General features: G+C 73.4%; 18 protein-coding genes. 9 read left to right on the top strand and 9 right to left on the bottom strand.

All coding sequences use genetic code 11. The features are described 5' to 3' along the window. The 4 genes from AB0G02_RS07680 to AB0G02_RS07695 all read right to left on the bottom strand — a co-directional run. The coding region (locus AB0G02_RS07680; RefSeq protein WP_360790893.1) for an FtsX-like permease family protein at positions 1-1,766 on the bottom strand (1,766 nt) is incomplete at its 3' end. A gap of 179 nt (positions 1,767-1,945) precedes the next feature. Then, complete coding sequence (locus tag AB0G02_RS07685) at positions 1,946-4,252, bottom strand: FtsX-like permease family protein (RefSeq protein WP_360790896.1); 2,307 nt, start codon at positions 4,250-4,252, stop codon at positions 1,946-1,948. Then, entirely contained in the window at positions 4,249-4,944 is a 696-nt protein-coding gene (locus AB0G02_RS07690; protein WP_360790899.1) for an ABC transporter ATP-binding protein, read from the bottom strand. Before AB0G02_RS07690 ends, AB0G02_RS07685 begins: the two co-directional genes overlap by 4 nt. After that, on the bottom strand, positions 4,941-5,465 hold the full coding sequence (locus AB0G02_RS07695) for a PadR family transcriptional regulator (protein WP_360790902.1): 525 nt from the start codon (positions 5,463-5,465) through the stop codon (positions 4,941-4,943). The genes AB0G02_RS07690 and AB0G02_RS07695 overlap by 4 nt, the downstream gene beginning before the upstream one ends. A gap of 152 nt (positions 5,466-5,617) precedes the next feature. Here AB0G02_RS07695 and AB0G02_RS07700 point away from each other — a divergent pair, with 152 nt between their 5' ends. Continuing rightward, complete coding sequence (locus tag AB0G02_RS07700; RefSeq protein ID WP_360790905.1) at positions 5,618-6,193, top strand: CGNR zinc finger domain-containing protein; 576 nt, start codon at positions 5,618-5,620, stop codon at positions 6,191-6,193. Between the two features lie 113 nt (positions 6,194-6,306). On the opposite strand, the gene AB0G02_RS07705 is transcribed toward AB0G02_RS07700, so the two are convergent. Further along, positions 6,307-7,512 carry a DUF445 domain-containing protein gene (locus AB0G02_RS07705; RefSeq protein WP_360790967.1) on the bottom strand — a complete coding sequence of 402 codons (1,206 nt, stop codon included), beginning with the start codon at positions 7,510-7,512 and terminating at the stop codon, positions 6,307-6,309. A gap of 80 nt (positions 7,513-7,592) precedes the next feature. Between AB0G02_RS07705 and AB0G02_RS07710 the strand changes: the two genes are divergently transcribed. Further along, entirely contained in the window at positions 7,593-8,765 is a 1,173-nt protein-coding gene (locus tag AB0G02_RS07710) for a pyridoxal phosphate-dependent aminotransferase (RefSeq protein WP_360790907.1), read from the top strand. On the opposite strand, the gene AB0G02_RS07715 is transcribed toward AB0G02_RS07710, so the two are convergent. Next, the gene (locus AB0G02_RS07715; RefSeq protein WP_360790910.1) at positions 8,754-10,682 is read right to left on the bottom strand and encodes an NACHT domain-containing protein; all 1,929 of its coding nucleotides are present in this window, start codon (positions 10,680-10,682) and stop codon (positions 8,754-8,756) included. The genes AB0G02_RS07710 and AB0G02_RS07715 overlap by 12 nt on opposite strands. Positions 10,683-10,758: 76 nt before the next feature. Between AB0G02_RS07715 and AB0G02_RS07720 the strand changes: the two genes are divergently transcribed. Further along, positions 10,759-11,136 (top strand): zf-TFIIB domain-containing protein, encoded by a 378-nt coding sequence (locus AB0G02_RS07720; protein ID WP_360790913.1) that lies wholly within the window; start codon positions 10,759-10,761, stop codon positions 11,134-11,136. A gap of 137 nt (positions 11,137-11,273) precedes the next feature. Here AB0G02_RS07720 and AB0G02_RS07725 read toward each other — a convergent pair whose 3' ends face one another. Further along, positions 11,274-12,398, bottom strand: coding sequence for a methyltransferase domain-containing protein (locus AB0G02_RS07725; protein WP_360790915.1), 1,125 nt, complete (start codon positions 12,396-12,398; stop codon positions 11,274-11,276). A gap of 101 nt (positions 12,399-12,499) precedes the next feature. Here AB0G02_RS07725 and AB0G02_RS07730 point away from each other — a divergent pair, with 101 nt between their 5' ends. The 5 genes from AB0G02_RS07730 to AB0G02_RS07750 all read left to right on the top strand — a co-directional run bounded on the left by AB0G02_RS07730 (position 12,500) and on the right by AB0G02_RS07750 (position 15,286). After that, a complete protein-coding gene (locus AB0G02_RS07730) occupies positions 12,500-12,976 on the top strand; it encodes a helix-turn-helix transcriptional regulator (RefSeq protein ID WP_360790918.1) in 477 nt (158 codons plus the stop codon). A 5-nt stretch (positions 12,977-12,981) separates the two neighbouring features. Further along, entirely contained in the window at positions 12,982-13,665 is a 684-nt protein-coding gene (locus tag AB0G02_RS07735) for a hypothetical protein (RefSeq protein WP_360790921.1), read from the top strand. Between the two features lie 131 nt (positions 13,666-13,796). Then, entirely contained in the window at positions 13,797-14,066 is a 270-nt protein-coding gene (locus AB0G02_RS07740) for a DUF2516 family protein (RefSeq protein WP_233816947.1), read from the top strand. Next, positions 14,060-14,722, top strand: a complete 663-nt coding sequence (locus AB0G02_RS07745) for an alpha/beta hydrolase (RefSeq protein WP_360790923.1) — start codon at positions 14,060-14,062, stop codon at positions 14,720-14,722. The genes AB0G02_RS07740 and AB0G02_RS07745 overlap by 7 nt, the downstream gene beginning before the upstream one ends. Before the next feature lie 9 nt (positions 14,723-14,731). Beyond that, complete coding sequence (locus AB0G02_RS07750) at positions 14,732-15,286, top strand: type 1 glutamine amidotransferase domain-containing protein (RefSeq protein WP_360790925.1); 555 nt, start codon at positions 14,732-14,734, stop codon at positions 15,284-15,286. A 42-nt stretch (positions 15,287-15,328) separates the two neighbouring features. Here AB0G02_RS07750 and AB0G02_RS07755 read toward each other — a convergent pair whose 3' ends face one another. After that, on the bottom strand, positions 15,329-16,087 hold the full coding sequence (locus AB0G02_RS07755; RefSeq protein WP_360790928.1) for a TipAS antibiotic-recognition domain-containing protein: 759 nt from the start codon (positions 16,085-16,087) through the stop codon (positions 15,329-15,331). A gap of 69 nt (positions 16,088-16,156) precedes the next feature. Here AB0G02_RS07755 and AB0G02_RS07760 point away from each other — a divergent pair, with 69 nt between their 5' ends. Further along, positions 16,157-16,705, top strand: coding sequence for a YbaK/EbsC family protein (locus tag AB0G02_RS07760; protein ID WP_360790931.1), 549 nt, complete (start codon positions 16,157-16,159; stop codon positions 16,703-16,705). Positions 16,706-16,758: 53 nt separating this feature from the next. Here AB0G02_RS07760 and AB0G02_RS07765 read toward each other — a convergent pair whose 3' ends face one another. Further along, the gene (locus tag AB0G02_RS07765) at positions 16,759-17,307 is read right to left on the bottom strand and encodes a TetR family transcriptional regulator C-terminal domain-containing protein (protein ID WP_360790934.1); all 549 of its coding nucleotides are present in this window, start codon (positions 17,305-17,307) and stop codon (positions 16,759-16,761) included. Between the last annotated feature and the right edge of the window lie 5 nt (positions 17,308-17,312).

Raw genomic sequence — 17,312 nt, forward strand, 5'->3', positions numbered from 1 at the left:
CGGGCCCGCGCGCGCCCGGGGGGGGGGGGGCGGGGGGCGGCGCGCGGCCGCCCGCCCCGCCCCCGGCCGGGCCCCCCCCCCACGACCAGCTCGGACGGCGGCGTGGCGGCCAGCACCGGGTCCGCGCCGTCCGCGACGACGAGCCCGTAGGCCTGGTCCGTGTCCGGCAGCTGCCGGTACTGCGGCACGACCCACCGCTGCCCGTTGATCGACAGCGCGGTGCCGGGTTCCGGTCCGCGCCCGACGACGTAGGCCGAGCCGTTCGTGCAGTCGTGGACGTCCAGGCGATCGGTGATCTCGGCGCAGTCGGTGCTGACGACGACGGTGGACGCGGCGAAGTGCATCCGCACCTCGCTGACCCCGCGCACGCCCCCGACCAGCGCGATCGCCTCTTCCAGCGGTCGGACCGCGGTGTGCGGGGGCAGGTCGAGCACCCACCGGTCCGGGGTGTCGGTCGGCGGCGCGGCGGTGAGCTGGGCCGCCACGCCGAGCAGGATCTGGAGCGTCAACGAGCCGGTCAGCACCACGACCACACCGGACAGCACGCGGGGCGTGCCGGCGTCGAAGCGGAGGGCGCGCAGGGCGAGCAGCGGCGCGATGCCGCCCGGTTCGACGCGGTGGGCGACCCGGCCGACCAGCCACGGCAGCACCGCGCCCGTCCCCGCGAGGACCAGCGCGATGCCCAGACCCAGCCCGACGGCCATGCTCGCGTCGGCCATGACCTGCCAGTAGCTGCCGATCGCGGAGATCACGACGATCACCGCGGCGCCCGCGACGAGCAGCCCGAACCGCCACCACGCCCGGTGCCGGGGCAGTTCGACGGCACGGGACAGGCCGAGCGGGCCGACGTCCTCGGTGCGCAGGGCGAGCAGGGCGGACACGACGGCGACCACCGGCACGCCCAGCGCGATCACCGCGCCGAGCAGCGGGTCGGGCAGCAGGTCGGTGGGGAAGAAGCCGACCCCTTCGACCTCGATGAACCGGGCCAGCGGCCGGGCGGCGAAGAACAGCGCCACGCCCACCAGCAGCCCGAGCACGGCGCCGGTCAACGTCTCCCCGCTCGCGATCCAGCGCATTTGGTTGCGGGACGCGCCCACCAGCCGGATCGCGGCCAGGCGCTGCTCGCGGCCGGTCGCGCCGAGCCGGGTGGCGACCAGGACGAAGATGCCGAGCGGGACGAGCAGGGCGCCGATCGCGGTGGCGATCAGCAGCCGGTAGATCGGGGACAGGGCCGGCGGCGGTCGCTCGCCGCCGAAGCCGGCGACGGTGTACGCGCTGTCGAACCGGGCGTCGGCCAGGCCCGCGTAGAACGTCAGGGACTTCGGCCGGGGCAGGCCCGCGTCCGCGATCACGCCGATGACCCTCTCCGGGAAGCGGGCGCGGACCGAGTCCTCGGTGCGCATCAGGTCGAGCAGCTCCGGGGAGACGACCAGCTCGCCGGGACCGGGGATGCGGCCGACACCGGGCGGCGGGGGCGCGTCGGGCGCGAGGGCGGCCAGTTCCACGCCGGTGATGAGGCGTCCTTGCCACGAGACGCTGACCTGGCGGGCCTTGAGGGTGCCGCCCGTCGCCGTCGACCCGCTGAGGGACGCGGCCTTGACGCGCAGGGACTTGGCTTCGCGGGCGGGTCCGACGGAGGCGGCCAGCAGCAGCACGGTGACGCCGAGGCCGACGCCGGCGGCGGTGAGCGCCAACCTGGCCCACGACGTCCGGCTGCCCCCGACAGCCAGCCGGATGCCGAGGAGCAGGTCGGCGGCCCACCTCATCGGAGCGCGTCCTGGGTGCTCCGGTCGCCCGGCTCGGCGACGTGGTGGGGGTGGTGGGGAAGTGGGGTCACATCTCCTCAGACGTCTCGGAGGGCCTGAACGTGGCCTGGTCGTCCCGAGTGGGGTGGCGTCGCCGCCCCGGGCTTGGGGGCTGGGGGGCGGCGACGCCCGCCTCGGACCTACTCGGAGCGCAGGCCGAGGGCGCCGGTGGCCCGTCGCAGGGACGGCAGCGACAGGGCGGTCACGAGGACGACCATCAGGGCGGCGGAGCCGGTGAGCACCCCGATGCCCGACCAGTCGAGCACGACCGGCTGGGAGATGATCCGCAGCAGCAGCACGGCCAGGCCACCGCCCACGACGAGGGCCACGACCAGCGCCAGCAGCAGCGGCACCGCGTTCTGCCAGAGCAGGGACCGGCTCAGCGCGCCGCGCGGCACGCCGCTGGCGGCCAGCACCGCGAGCGGTCGCCTGCGTTCGCGGACCTGCTCCAGCGCCAGCACCAGCAGGCTCGCGCCCGCCAGCAGCAACGTGATCAGCGAGCCGGTCATCAGCGCCTGGCGGATGCTCTCGAACTCCTTCACCCGCTGGGTCTGCTCGACCTCGCCGTCGTAGTACGTGTACGTGCGCCAGGTCAGCGGGGCCAGCGCGTTGCGGACGTGCTCCGCGATGTCGGGCCGCTCCGGGTCCACCTTCACCAGCACGTTGGTGTTGCCGAAGTCCGCGGGCACGTCCCGCACGACCGAGGGCGTGACCAGCAGGCCTCCCTGGCGCAGGCCCCGTTCGGCCGCCGGGGCCCGGACCTCGGTGAACGCGGGGATCGTCCACTCCGGACCGACGATCTCCTGGCCTCCGGCGTACCCGTACAGCGTCACCCGCCGGCCCGGTTCGGGCTTCAGTGGTCCGGGCCCGTCCGCCTGGTCGTGTTCGACGTAGAAGGAGTCGCCGTCCTGGCAGTGCGGCAGGGGCGCCCGCGTCCGCAACGCCTCGCAGGTGCCGACGAGCGCGGAGTCGTAGTCCTGCGGGCCCGTCTTGAACGACACGTTCCGCAGCGGGTGCACCCGCTCCACCCCGACCGAACGCCCCACCAGGCCGACGGCCTGCTCGATCGTCTCCGGCGTCGCGCCCCGCAGGCTGATCACCATCACGCCCTTGTCCGCCTCCGGGGTCGGGCGGTCGATCACGTCGCTCTGCGCGCTGGTCATGACCGACTGCAACGCGATCCCGCCCGCCAGCACCACGGCGACGCCACCGACCACGCGGGCCGCGGTGCCGCTCTCCAGCTGCAGCCTGCGGATCGCCAGCTGCCACGACGGCACGCCGCCGCGCAGCCGGCCGACGGCGCGTTCGACGACCCACGGCAGCAGCACCGGGATGCCGAGCAGCAGCAGGATGATCCCGCCGATCACGATCTTGCCGTTGCCCCGGACCTCCGCCTCGCCGAACGCGCCGGCCTGGGTGAGCAGGGCCACCGCGCCGAGCACGATCGGCACGACCCGCCACCACAGCACCCGCCGCACCGGCTTCGTCCGGCGCACCACGCCCAGCGGTTCGACCACCGTGCGGCGCATCGCCACCACCGACGTCACCACCGCCAGGACCGGCACCAGCACCAGGATCAGCACGGCCATCGGCAGCGACGGCGTCAGGTCGCTCGCGAACACGCTGACCCCGAGCAGCTCGACGTGCTCGACGAACTGCCGCACGACGAAGAACAGCGCCGCGCCCACGGCCAGCCCGACGAACGCGCCCAGCAGCGCCTCGCCCGCCGCGATCCGGCGCACCCGTTGAGCGCCCGCGCCGACCAGCCGCAACGCCGCCAGCCTGCGGTCCCGCTCGGCGCCGGCCAGCCGCGTGCTGATGCCCACGAACACCAGCACCGGGAACAGCAGCGCGACCACGCCCACCATCACCAGCAGCGACAGCACGGGGTCCAGCTCGCGCTTCTCGACCGCGGCGCCGAAAGCGGTGATCGTGGTCTCGGCGTTCTCCGCGTCCACGGTCGCGTCACCGGCGTAGAACGTCAGGTCGTTCGGCGCGTTCAGACCGGCCTGGCCGATGGTGCCGACCACCTCCTGCGGGAACCGCTCGCGCAGCAGCTCGCCCTCCGGGGAGGCCAGCAGCTCCGCCATGGCGGGCGACACGAGCACCTCGCCGTCACCGGGCACCCTCGACGTGCCCGGCGGCACCGGCGCGTTCGGGCCGCTGCCGTGCACGAACCGGCCCGAGATCGACCGGCCGTGGTACTCGGTGGTCCAGAGCGACGCGTACAGCACGTCGCCCGACGGGGACTCGCCGGTGACCGGCCCGGCCGCGGCCTGCCGGGCGGCGCGCTCGGACAGCACCGACGTCGCGGACGCCCCGGACAGCAGCACGGCCACGCCGATGCCGATGCCCGCGCCGGTCAGCGCGAGCCGGACCCACGACGTGCGCCCGCCGCCCAGCGCCAACCGCACGCCCAGCGCGAGGTCGGGGAACCACCGCCTCACGTGACCGGCTCCATCTCGCGGGACCGACCGTCGCGCACCACGACCTCGCGGTCGGAGTACGCCGCCACCCGCGGCTCGTGCGTCACCAGCACCACCGCGGCGTTCGTGTCCTTGGCCGCGGTGACCAGCAGCTGCATCACGCGCTCGCCGTTGAGCGAGTCGAGCGCGCCGGTCGGCTCGTCGGCGAACACCACCCGCGGACCCGTCACCAGGGCGCGGGCCACGGCGACCCGCTGGCCCTGGCCGCCGGACGTCTCGCCGGGGCGCTTGTCCGCGACGTCGGCCACCTCCAGGCGCTCAAGCCACTCGCGGGCCCGCGCCTCGGCCTCCTTGCGCTTCACCGAACCCAGTCGCAGCGGCAGCGCGACGTTCTCCAGGCAGCTCAGCTCCGGCACCAGCTGGCCGAACTGGAACACGAACCCGAAGTCGGTGCGCCGCAGCTCGCTGCGGGCGCCGTCGCCCATCGCGCTCAGCTCCACGTCCTGGTAGCGCACGGTGCCCTTGTCCGGCGTGAGGATGCCGGCCAGGCAGTGCAGCAGGGTGGACTTGCCGGAGCCCGACGGGCCCATCACGGCCACCACCTCGCCCGCGCGCACGCCGAGGCCGGCGCCGTCCAGCGCGGGGGTGGGGCCGAACGACTTGTGCAGGTCGACGGCTTCGAGGAGGGGCCGTGCGGCCTCGGGCGCGTTCATCGGGTCACCGCCGTCTTGAGCTGGCCGAGGCGCGCGGCGGTGAGCTCCAGCCAGCGCAGGTCGGCTTCGAGGTGGAACAGGGCGTGGTCGCAGATCAGCTGGTCGGCCAGGTCACCGTCCGCCTTGCGCTTGGTCAGCTCGCGCATCGTGGTCAGGTGCGCGGCGCGCTGGACGTCGAGCACGTCGTCCGCGCTGCGACCGGACAGCAGCGCCAGCACGACCTTCGCGTAGAGCGTGTTCTGCAGGTAGGGCTCCGGCCTCTCCGGCGTGCCCAGCCAGTGCTCGACGTCCGTCACGCCCGCGTCCGTGATCGCGTACCGCTTGCGCTCCGGGCCTTCGCCGGCCTCGACACCGGCCTCCTCGACCAGGCCGTTGCGCAGCAGGCGCGAGAGCGTCGTGTAGACCTGCCCGTAGTGCAGCGGGCGATCTTGGCCGAAGCGCTCGTCGTAGGCCTTCTTCAGGTCGTAGCCGTGCCGGGGCCCTTTTTCGAGCAGGCCCAGCAGGGTGTGTCCGATCGACATGTCAGGCACTATACACACGAGGTATACACACGGTTCATAGCCTGATCGGGGTAGCGAGACCGTTGCTCCGAACGGGCAGTCGGCCTAACCGGTCACCATCGTTTGACGGTTACTTCGCCACATCGCCACCCTCCGACGCCTACAGTGGAGGGGTGACTGGTCTGGCGGCCGGCTGGGACCACGCGGCTTTCACGCAGGGTCGAGCCGGCGATGCGGAACACGATGTGGAGCTGCTGCTCGCTTTCCTGAACACCCGAGACCTCGAACTCGGCACGGACGTCTTGGACAGCGCCGCCGCCTGGCGCGCGTGGGTCACCGAACGCGGCCTGGGCCGAGCGGGTGACCCGGACGAGGTCCGCGCCGCCCGCGCCTCGCTGCGGGCCTCGCTGGGTGAACGGCACGACGGACCCGATCCGACCCCCGCCGCGGGCTTGGTCCGCGTCGACCTCAGCCACGGCGTGCCGACGATGTCCAGCACCGACGCCCTCGGCGCGGTGCTCGGCGCGGCGGCGCGGCTGGCCGTGCTCGGGTCGTGGGAGCGGTTCAAGATCTGCCAGGCGGACGACTGCCGGTGGGCGTTCTTCGACCGCTCGCGCAACCGCTCGCGCACCTGGTGCTCGATGCAGACGTGCGGCAACCGGGAGAAGGCGCGCAACTGGCGGGAGCGCCGCGCGCTGAGCGTGACCTTAGCGTTCAACTCGGGGCACGCGACCGCAGGACACGCCTGACCTGGGCGTAGGACACGCGCGCGTGTCCTACGCCCGGAACGCGCGTGTCCTGCGTCTGCGTCGTGCGTGTCCTGCGTTCGGAACGCCCGAGGTGAACGCCGGGGTGCGGCGGGTCAGGTCACCAGCTGGCCGACGGTGTAGATCGCCAGGCCCGCGAGCGCTCCCACGACGGTGCCGTTGATGCGGATGAACTGCAGGTCGCGCCCGACCTGCAGCTCGATCTTGCGCGAGGTCTCCTCGGCGTCCCAGCGCTCGACGGTGTCGGTGATCAGCGTGGTGATCTCGTCGCGGTAGTTGGTCACCACGTACCCCGCCGCGCTCTCCAGCCACCCGTCGACCTTCGCGCGCATCGACTCGTCCTCGACCAGCCGCGTGCCGAACGACATCAGGCCCTCGCGCACGCGCTTGCGCAGCTCCGACGACGGGTCCTCGGCCGCGTCGAGCAGCATCTTCTTCGCCGTGCCCCACGCCGACCCGATGAGCCGCTGCACGTCGGGGTGCGTCACCAGCTGCTGCTTGACCTGCTCGGCCCGCTGCATGGTCGTCGGGTCGGTGCGCAGGTCGTCGGAGAACTCGATCAGGAACTGGTCCACCGCCAGCCGCATCGGGTGGTTGACGTCGGTCTTCACCGCCCACGCGAAGTTCAGCAGCTCGGTGTAGACCTTGTCCCCGAGCAGCGAGTCGACGAACTTCGGCGACCACGACGGCGCCCGGTCGGACACCACGCCCATGACCTTCTCGTAGTTGTCCCGCACCCAGTCGTACGCCCGGTCGCACACCAGGTCCACGAGCTTGTGGTGCGCGCCGTCGGTGAGCACCTGCCCGAGCAGCTTGCCCAGCGGCGGGCCCCACGGCTGGTCGACCAACCGCCGCACCAGCGCCTGCTCGACCACGGCCTGCACGTCGTCGTCCCGCAGCACGGTGACCGCGCCCTTGACCACGTTGGCCAGCTCCGAGGTCACCCGCTCGGCGTGCTCCGGACGGGCGACCCACTCGCCCAGCCGCCGACCGATGCCCGCCCGGCGCAGCTTGTCCCGCACCACCGCCTCGGACAGGAAGTTCGTCCCGACGAACGACCCCAGCGCGTCGCCGAAGCTGTCCTTGCGGGTCGGGATGATCGCCGTGTGCGGGATCGGCAGGCCCAGCGGCCTGCGGAACAGCGCGGTCACGGCGAACCAGTCGGCCAGCGCGCCGACCATGCCCGCCTCGGCCGCGGCGCGGACGTACCCGATCCACGTCGGGCCGCCCTCCTCGAACAGCAGGGCGACGACGAAGATCGCGGTCGCGGCCAGGAAGAAGCCGGTGGCCACGAGCTTCATCCGACGCAGGCCCTGGCGCTTGAGCTGGTCAGCGGGGGTCAGTTGCTCCACCCCGCCATTGTCCGTGAAGATTCGGGCTTGTGCGGGTACCAGCGCTAGTCCCCAGGATGAGGCCGTTCACGTCGACGATCTTCGCGGAGATGACCGCGTTGGCGACGCGCACCGGGGCGGTGAACCTCGGGCAGGGCTTCCCGGACACCGACGGCCCGGCCGGGATGCTCGAAGTCGCCAAGGCGTCCATCGACGGCGGGCTCAACCAGTACCCGCCCGGTCCCGGCATGCCGGAGCTGCGCCAGGCGATCTCCGAGCACCGGGCGCGCTACGGCACGCACTACGACCCGGACACCGAGGTCCTGGTGACGGTGGGTGCGACGGAAGCCATCGCGTCCGCGCTGCTGGCCCTGGTCGAGCCCGGTGACGAGGTCGTGCTCGTCGAGCCCTACTACGACTCGTACGCGGCGTCCGTGGCGCTGGCCGGGGCGACCCGCCGCGCGGTGGGGCTGGTCGAGGAGCCGGGCACCGGTCGGCTCGGGCTGGACGTCGACGCACTGCGCGCCGCCATCGGCCCGCGGACCAAGGCGCTGCTGCTCAACTCGCCGCACAACCCGACCGGGACGGTGTTCAGCCGCGACGAGCTGGCCGCCGTCGCCGCGCTGTGCGTGGAGCACGACATCGTGGCGATCACCGACGAGGTGTACGAGCACCTGGTGTTCGACGACCTCGCGCACGTGCCGCTGGCCACGTTCCCGGGGATGGCCGAGCGGACCGTCACGATCTCCAGCGTGGGCAAGTCGTTCAACTGCACGGGCTGGAAGATCGGCTGGGCGTGCGGGTCCGCCGAGCTGATCGGCGCGGTGCGCGCGGCCAAGCAGTTCCTGACCTTCGTCGGCGGTGCGCCGTTCCAGCCGGCCGTGGCGCACGCGCTGCGGAACGAGCTGGGCTGGGTGGAGGAGCTGCGCACGTCGTTGCAGGACAAGCGGTCGCGGCTGGCCGGCGGCCTGACCGACGCGGGGTTCACCGTGCGGCCGAGCGAGGGCACGTACTACATCACCGCCGACGTCCGCCCGCTCGGCTTCACCGACGGCCTGGAGCTGTGCCGGGAGCTGCCCGAGCGGATCGGCGTGGCGGCCGTGCCGGTGCAGGTGTTCACCGACCACCCCGACCAGTGGCGGCACCTGGTGCGGTTCGCGTTCTGCAAGCGCGACGAGGTGCTGGACGAGGCGATCGGGCGGCTGCGCGCGCTACGCGTCTGAGGTCACCTGCGACGGGCGGACGCCCGCCAGCCGGTCCTGCACCAGCGCGTGCCGGAACTGGTAGGCGGCGCCCGCCTGGCGCAGCACGCCGAGCTTGCGCGCGTCCTCCAGGAACACCATCAGCTCCCACGGCAGCTTGCCGCGCAGCGCGAGCCAGATCCGCGCCACGGTGAACCACCACCAGCGCAGGTGCAGCACGGACAGCGTGAAGCCGAGCAGCAGGCCGCACGTCAGGCCGAGGCCGACCATGCCCGACTGGTTCGGCCCGAACACCAGCCCGGCGGCGGCGCCGAACACCACGGCCAGCACCAGCGAGCCCGTCCAGACCGCGATCCGGTCCCGCGCCATCGTCCACCGGGGGCTCGACGGGTGGCTCAGCTCGGCGCTGCTGGCGAACCCGAAGCGCAGCGCCACCGCCACCGCGATGCCGAGCCCCACGACCAGGCCCGCGGACAGCCCGTACAGCGCGCCGAACACCAGGCCCGCCGCCGTGCCGAGCACGCCGCTGACCACGACGAGGCTGCGCCACACCCCGAGCCGGGGCTTGGGCGTGCGGTGCCCGGACGCGTACAGCGCCGCCACCGCCACCGCGAGTCCGGCGGCCAGGCCCGTGATCGGGGCCCACCTCGGCGTGCTCGCGTACGCCATCAGCCAGCCGACGCCGAACCCGCCGATCGCACCCAGCGCCACCGCGCCCAGCAGCGCCAGCCAAAGGCTGTTCATGGAACGCCGCAGCTCCCACCAGCCCAGCTCGCGGACGCCGCGCCGGCGCATCTCGGTGGCCAGGAACGCCAGCCAGCGCGCCGCCTTGTCCCGCGGCCAGACCTGGCTCGCCCGCGCCTGGTGCGCCACGCCGCGGTCCCCGAACGCGCCGTCGACCAGCAGGTCCGCCAGGTGGTTCTCGATGGCCGTCCGGTCGGGGAACCGGGAGCGGTCCAGCAGCTCGCTCGGCTCGCCGTACCCGTAGACGACGCCCGCCAGCCACACCGCGAGGGGCGTGGACAGCGCCTCCGCCAGCCGTCCGTCCGGCTCGTCGCGCAGGTGCAGGAAGACCGGCTCCCAGCGGGCCGCCGTCACCGGGTCCGACACCGACCGCAGGTAGCCCGCCACCTCCTCCAGGTCCAACGGCTGCAACTGCACGACCTGCGCGCCGACGACCGGCGTGCCGACCTCGACGAACTCGTCCAGCCTGCTGGTCAGCACCAGCGGCTGGGAGCCGGGGAACGCGCGGTTGATGCGGTCCAGGGCGTCGGCGCGCTGGTCGGCCGGGATCTGGTCGAGGCCGTCGAGCACCGGGAACACGCGCCGCTGCTCGACCAGCAGGTCCGCGGCGTAGCTGCCGTACAGCTCGGTGTTGCGCAGCGCCGGGTGGTCCTCGTAGAGCCGGCGGGTCATCCAGGTGCGGACGTCCTCCTCGCCGGGGTCCCACGTGGACAGCGGCAGCAGCAACGGCACCGGGTCGTCGACGCGGCGGTCGAGCAGGCCGATGGTGAGCAGCATCGCCGTCGTGCTCTTGCCCGCGCCGGGTTCGCCCAGGAACACCGCGCGGGGGTTGCGCAGGAACGCGCGGACGACGGCGTCGCTGTGCCCGGGTTCGCCCTGGATCGCGCTCCAGTGCAGGTCGAGGGCGGTGTCGTGCAGGCCGCGGGCCCGGCACTCCTCGTTCCACTGGGCGTGCAGGGCGAGGGCGAGGGCGTTCGCGGCGGCGTCGAGGCTGTCGTCGGTGGCCAGGCCCGCGGCCCGCCTGCGGTGCAGCCAGGGGTCCAGCGCGGCGAGCAGCGCCAGGAAGCCGAGGGCGAGACCGGTCAGCCACAGGTCGGGGTCGATGCCGTAGTCGGTGACGAACAAGCCGGCCGCGGCGAGCACGGCGGCCAGCACGCACCCCGTGAGCACGGCCCGCTGGCGGAATCTGGACACCACCGCATCATGACTGACCCATCACGCAAGGTGGTGACGCGGTGACCCCTGTGTCGAGTTGCGTACCCTCGATCACGTGATCTGTCCGAAGTGCCAGGACCTGATGCGGACCATCAGCCGGGGTTCCGTCCACGTCGACCAGTGCGACAACTGCCAGGGCGTCTTCCTGGACGGCGGCGAGCTGGAGCAGATCATCGCCGCCGAGCGGGCGCACTACGCGCAGCCGCACCGGCCGGAGGCGGTCCAGCCGGCGGACGGCGCTCCGCCGCCCTACCAGCCGCCGCCCGGCACGCAGGTGCCCCCGGTGCACGGCACCCAACCGGGTGGTGCGCCGCCGCCGTACCAGCCCCCGCCGGGCACCGCGCCCGCGCCGCCGGCGGTGTACCCGGCCGGCTACCACGACCCGTACTACCCGCGCCGCAGGCGCAGCTTCCTGGAGGAGCTGCTCGACTGAACGGCGGCCGGCGCGTTCTGAGCGTTCAACTCAGGTGTCCTGGACGTAGGACTCTCGCGGTCTGGACGTAGGACTCTCGCGGTCTGGAGGTAGGACACGCGTGGTCCGGAGGTAGGACACGCGGGTGGAGGGGCGGGTCACGGGAGTGGCCAGGTCAGGGTGGTGCCGTCCAGGGCGAAGTGCTGCGCGGTCGGGGTCGCGGTGAAGGTGAACTGGTGCCGGCGCGGTCTGCCCAGCGAGCGCCACTGCCGGTAGGCGGCTTCGGCGAGGTCCCACAGCGCGCGCGGACCGCCCTGGTCGACGACCGCGCCGCGGTGCCGCACCCAGGAGCCGTCGGCGTGCACGAGGCGGATCGGGTCGGCCGCCACCGCCACCTCGGCTAGCGCCAGACCGGCGAAGAACTCGAACGGGCCCGACGGGTCCAGCACGCTGCGCGACGGCAGCAGGGTCGTGCGGGACGTCGACGGCTCCGCCGTCAGGGCCTCCAGCAGCGCCTCGTCCGCCCACGACTGGCGGTGCGCGCGCAACGGCATGAACCGGCCGTCCTCGGTCAGCACGCGACCGGTCGCCCGCCCGTCCCGCACGGTCAACCGCACCAGCCCGGCCCCGATCGCCCGGTTGAACGTCGTCACGATCAGCCCGCCGGGCGCGACCTGGTCGAGCCACGCCGCGGGCACCCGCGACACCGCGCACGTGCCGAGGACGCGGTCGTAGGGGGCGCGCGCCGCACAACCCTGCTCGCCGTCGCCCGCCACGCACGTCGGGTGGTAGCCGGCGGTGCGCAGCCGCGCCTCGGCCCGCGTCAGCACGCCCGAGTCGACGTCGATCGAGGTCACCAGGTCGTCACCGAGCACGTGGCTGAGCAGCGCGGCGTTGTAGCCGGTGCCCGTGCCGATCTCCAGCACCCGGTCGCCCGGCGCGACGGACAGGGCCTCCAGCATGATCGCCATGATCGTCGGCATGCTCGACGAACTCGTGGGTACCCCCGTCACGGCACCGGTGGCGAGTGCTTGCTCCCACGCGCCGTCGTCGCCGTTGAGCTGGGTCACGCAGACGTCGTTGCGGTAGGCCAGCGCGAGGTGGTCCGGGTGCTCGGAGGTCACCGGCTCCCAGGAGCCGTCGGGCCGCTGGACGAAGAACCCCGGCAGGAAGACGTGCCTCGGCACCTGCCGAAACGCCTCCACCCACCGGGGGTCGCGCAGCACGTCGGCAGCCACGAGCGAGTCGACCAGCCGGGCTCGCAGGTTCGCCGCAACGTCCACGCGCTCCACCGTAGCGCTGTGGGCGAGCACACGTCCGGATCGCTAGCAGTCCGCTTGCAACTGCTAGCACCTCCGCGTACCGTGAATTGCGGAACGAGGAGGTGCCGCGAGAGTTGGACAAGTCCATCGACGAGGCGGTGGCCGATCTCGGCCGCGACATCGGTGAGTACATCCGCCAGCAGCGCAACACCGCGAAGATCTCGTTGCGCCAGCTGGCCAAGCTCGCCGGCGTCTCCAACCCGTACCTGAGCCAGATCGAGCGCGGTCTGCGCAAGCCGAGCGCGGAGATCCTGCAGCAGATCGCCAAGGGGCTGCGGATCTCGGCCGAGGCGCTGTACGTCGAGGCCGGGATCCTGGAGCAGCGCGAGGGCGGCGCCCTGGCGGACGCCATCGTCGCCGCCCCGGACCTGACCGAGCGGCAGAAGCAGGTGCTGCTCGACGTCTACGAGTCGTTCCGGCGGGAGAACGCCGCGACCGGAGCCGGCGATCGGGCCACCGCGAAGCGCGGGAGCACCGCCAAGCCGCAGAGCACCGCCGAGCGGGACAGCACCGCCAACCAGACCGAGCCGGAGGAATGATCCCCATGCCGAACCTGCCCACCACCGAGGAACTGCGCAAGGCGGGCGAGCAGGCCGTCGCCGCCGCCCGCACGCCGCTGCTGGCCGCCCTGGGCGCCGGTGACCTGGCCGCCAAGGCCGTCATCGAGGCGCTGGGCAAGGCCCGCGAGCGCGCCGAGTCGGCCAAGACCGCCGCCGAGTCGGGCGACCTGCGCAAGGACCTGCGCGACAAGCTGGACCCGGCCGAGCTGCGCAAGGTCGTGGACGCCTACACGCAGTCCGCGCTGAACCTCTACCAGTTCTTCGCCCAGCACGGCGAGGAGGCGCTGGAGAAGCTGAAGACCCAGCCGCAGCTGCAGAAGGCGCTCCAGCAGGTCGAGGAGGCCGTCGGCACCGCGCAGAAGCGCACCGAGACCGCCGCCGCCGAAGCCCGCGTGATGGCCGACGACGTGCTCGGCAAGGTGTCCCGCCGCACCCGCGCGGTCGGTGAGAAGGTCGCCGCCGACGTGGACGACGCGGCCGAGAAGCTGGCCGAGACGGTCGTCGAGGTCGGCGGTGACGTCGCCGCCGAGGTGCGCAGCACCACCCGCAAGGCCGCCGCGCCGCGCAAGCCGGCCGCGACCAAGCCGGTCGCGACGGCGAAGCCGCCCGTCAAGACCTCCGGCACCGGTGCCACCGCGGCGAAGAAGCCCGCCGACAGCGCCGAGTGACCCCACCGCCGCGGGGCGTCCCGGAAGGGGCGCCCCGCTTCGGCTGTACCACCACGCCGCGACGCACGTAGGCTGGAGGTGTGTTGCCACCGTTCCCGCCCTTCAGTCCGATCTTCCTGGACCTCTGGGTCATGTTCGCGGTGTACTACGCCGCGCTGGTCATGGGCGTGTTCGCCTTCGCGCACGCGCTCTCGCAGCGCGCCGACGCCTACACGGCGGCCGAGCGCATGACCAAGCCCGCGTGGCTCGGCATCACCGGCGGTGGCGCGTTCGCGCTGCTGCTGTTCCACCCGTTCTCCGCCGGCGGCATGTTCTGGCTCGCCGGGCTGGTCGCGGTCACCGTGTACGTGGTCGACGTCCGGCCCCGGCTGATCGAGGTCCAGCGCGGCCCTCGGTGGTGACGCACCGGAGCTTCGGCTCCGGCGCACCCGTCACGCTCGTCGGCCACGGCCTCGGCGCGACCCCCGGTGAGGCCCGCCTGCCCACCTCCGGCGTCCCGGGCACGAAGGTCGTGGTCACCCTCCCGTCGCACGGCGACGCGCCGGACGCGCCCGACGGGTACTGGACCTACCGGCGGATCGCCGCCGACCTGCGCGCGGTCGCCCGGGAGACCGGCGCGACGCGGGCCGTCGGCGTGTCGCTGACCGCCGGGGCGCTGCTCGCCCTGCTCACCGAGGAGCCCGACGCGTTCGACCGGGTGGCCCTGCTGCTGCCCGCCGTGCTGGACGAGCCCAGGCGCCTGCTCGGCCGCGAGGAGGCCATCGTCGCCGTCGGCGGTCCGCCGGGCTACCTGGCCGAACGACGGCAGGCGTTCACCCGGCTCGACGGCGCGCTGACCGAGCTGCCCGACCAGGTCGCGGTGACCGACCGCGCGGCGTTGGCGCGGGTCACGGCGCCGGTGCTGGTGGTCGGCGCGACGCGGGACCCGCTGCACCCCGTGGACGTGGCCGAGCAGGTGGCCGGTGCGTTCCCGAACGCCAGGCTGGAGCTCGTGCCGTCCTGGTCGACCCACCGCGCCGACGTCCGCGGGTGGTTGGTCGACTTCCTGCGCGGGTAGCCGAAAGGCATGGCCGAACAGAAGAAGATCGCATTCCTGGTCGACACGGAGGGCATCGAGCAGGTCGAGCTGACCGAGCCCTGGCAGCACGTGGAGAAGGCCGGCGGGGTGCCCAGGCTGCTCGCGCCGAAGCTGGGTCAGGTCCAGGCGTTCGACCACCTCACCCCGGCCGACAAGTTCGACGTGGACGTGCCGTTCGCGCACGCGGACCCGATGGACTACGACGGCGTGGTGATCCCCGGCGGGGTGGCCAACTCCGACTTCCTGCGGATGGACCGCGACGCGGTGAAGTTCGTCAAGCAGCACGTCGCCGCGGGCAAGCCGATCGCGGCGATCTGCCACGGGCCGTGGCTGCTGGTCGAGGCCGACGTGGTGCGCGGCAAGATGCTCACCTCGTTCCCGAGCCTGGCCACGGACATCCGCAACGCGGGCGGCGACTGGTCGGACGAGGAGGTCCGGGTCTGCGACATGGCCGGGTGGACCCTGGTCACCAGCCGCAAGCCCGACGACCTGCCGGCGTTCAACCGCGAGGCGCTCAAGGCCTTCGGGTTGCAGGACATCTGAGGTCCCGGGTCCACGGGGATGTGCACCTCCCCGTGGGCCTTCCTACAGCCGGACCTGCGCGTACGCCGCGATGGCGTCGCGGACGTACTCGGCGAACCCCTCGGCGTGCGCGTCGAACTGCGACTTGAACTCCGGCGCGTCGACGTACAGCTGCCCCAACCCGGTGTAGGACTCCCGGTTCGGCGTCCAGCTGCGGCAGATCCACCGGTAGTGCCGGTCGGTCACCTCCAGCGCGCGCGGCGCGTCGACCGCGACACCGGCGTCGAACAGCTCGGCGTAGGCCTCCCCGACGGCCTTCCACTCCGCGGTGAACCCGTCCGCGTCGGCCTTGCTCCAGCCGCGCATCCGGCTCTTGCCGTCGTCGATGTGCCGCTGCACGTCGTCGCCGTAGCGCTCCACCAGCTCCGCCTCGTAGCGGGCCTGGCGGTCGGCGTCGAAGCCCTCGAACAGCTCTTCCATCCCCACGTGGTCACCTCCTTCCAGTTCCTCGATGGTGCGGGAGACGGTCCGCGCCAGCGTCGCCAGCCGCTCCTGCTCGGCGGCCAGCCACCGCGCGTGGTTGCGCAGCACGTCGACCGCCCGGTGCCGCCCGTCCAGGACCTCCGCGACGGTGTCGAGGCCGAGTCCCAGCTCGCGCAGCAGCAGGATCCGCTGGAGCTTGAGCAGCTGCTCGCGCTCGTAGTACCGGTAGCCGTTGCCGCCGATCCACGCCGGTTCGAGCAGCCCGATCGCGTCGTAGTGCCGCAACGTCCGCGACGTCACCTTCGACATGCGCGCCACCTGCGCGATCGACCAGGCCATGACCGTGCTCCCTCCTGCTCCCACGACGGTAGAGGTTGACGCAGCGTCAAGGTCAAGCCGACTGGCAGGATGGGTGGCGTGTGGACCATCGCAGGAACCCTGACGCCCGTGCCCGCGCTGGACCGGCTCGACCTGGTGGCCGGCCCCGTCGCCGCCGCGCTCCGGTCGATGGCGGACGGCTCGCGGCTCGCGGTCGCGGAGATCGACCCCGCGCTGGCCGACACGGCGGAGTTCTGCGCGCAGTACGGCTCGCCGCTGGAGGCGTCGGCGAACTGCGTCGTCGTCGCGGGCAAGCGCGGTGACACGATCCGGTACGCGGCGTGCGTCGTGCTCGCGACCACGCGGGCGGACGTCAACGGCGTGGTCCGGCGGCGGCTGGACGCGCGCAAGGCGTCGTTCGCGCCGATGGACGACGCGGTGTCGCTCAGCGGCATGGAGTACGGCGGCATCACGCCCGTCGGCCTGCCCGCGGACTGGCCCGTGCTGCTGTCGCCCGAGGTGGCCGCCGCGCCGGAGCTGGTGATCGGCAGCGGGATCCGGGGCAGCAAGCTGCTGGTGCCCGGCGAGGTGCTGGCGAAGCTGCCCGGCGCCGAGGTCGTGGAGGGCCTGGCCCGCTAGCGGCCCGTCCGCTCGTCCGTCGGCTTCCCCTCCGTCGGCTTCTCGTCGGCTGGTTACCCGTCGGCCGGTCGCTCGTCCGCCGGTCCGGGGCCTGCCGGCCGCGTGCCCGCCAGGTGCCGGTCGAGGACTTCGCGCGCCTGCTCGGGCGTGAGGTGCCCGATGAGCACGTGCGTGGTCAGGCCGTCGGCCAGCGCCAGCAGCGCGCGCGCCGCCGCCCGGTCGTCGAGGAGCCTGGTGAACACGGCTTCCAGGTCGGCGTAGCTCGTGCGCAGGACGGGCGCGAGCGCGGGGCTCACGGCGGCCTGCGCGACGAACGCGAGCCACACCTTCGCCTCGGCGCGTTCGGGCAGGGCGACGGCGTGGGCGACCTCGGCGGCGGTCCCTCCGGCCCGGCCCAGGACGCGCCGGCCCACCTCTTCGAGAGCGAACCGCAGCATCTCGTCCTTCGTGCGGAAGCACCGCTGCACCGCGCCCATCGACACCTCGGCGCGCGCCGCGACGTCCCGCAGCGTGACGCCTTCGAGGCCGCGCTCGTCGGCCAGCAGGAACACCGCGTCGGTGATCCGCCTGCGCCGGGACTCGTACTCGACCTGCTTGGGCACGGGTG

Source organism: Actinosynnema sp. NPDC023658, assembly GCF_040639995.1.
Classification (GTDB): Bacteria; Actinomycetota; Actinomycetes; order Mycobacteriales; family Pseudonocardiaceae; genus Actinosynnema.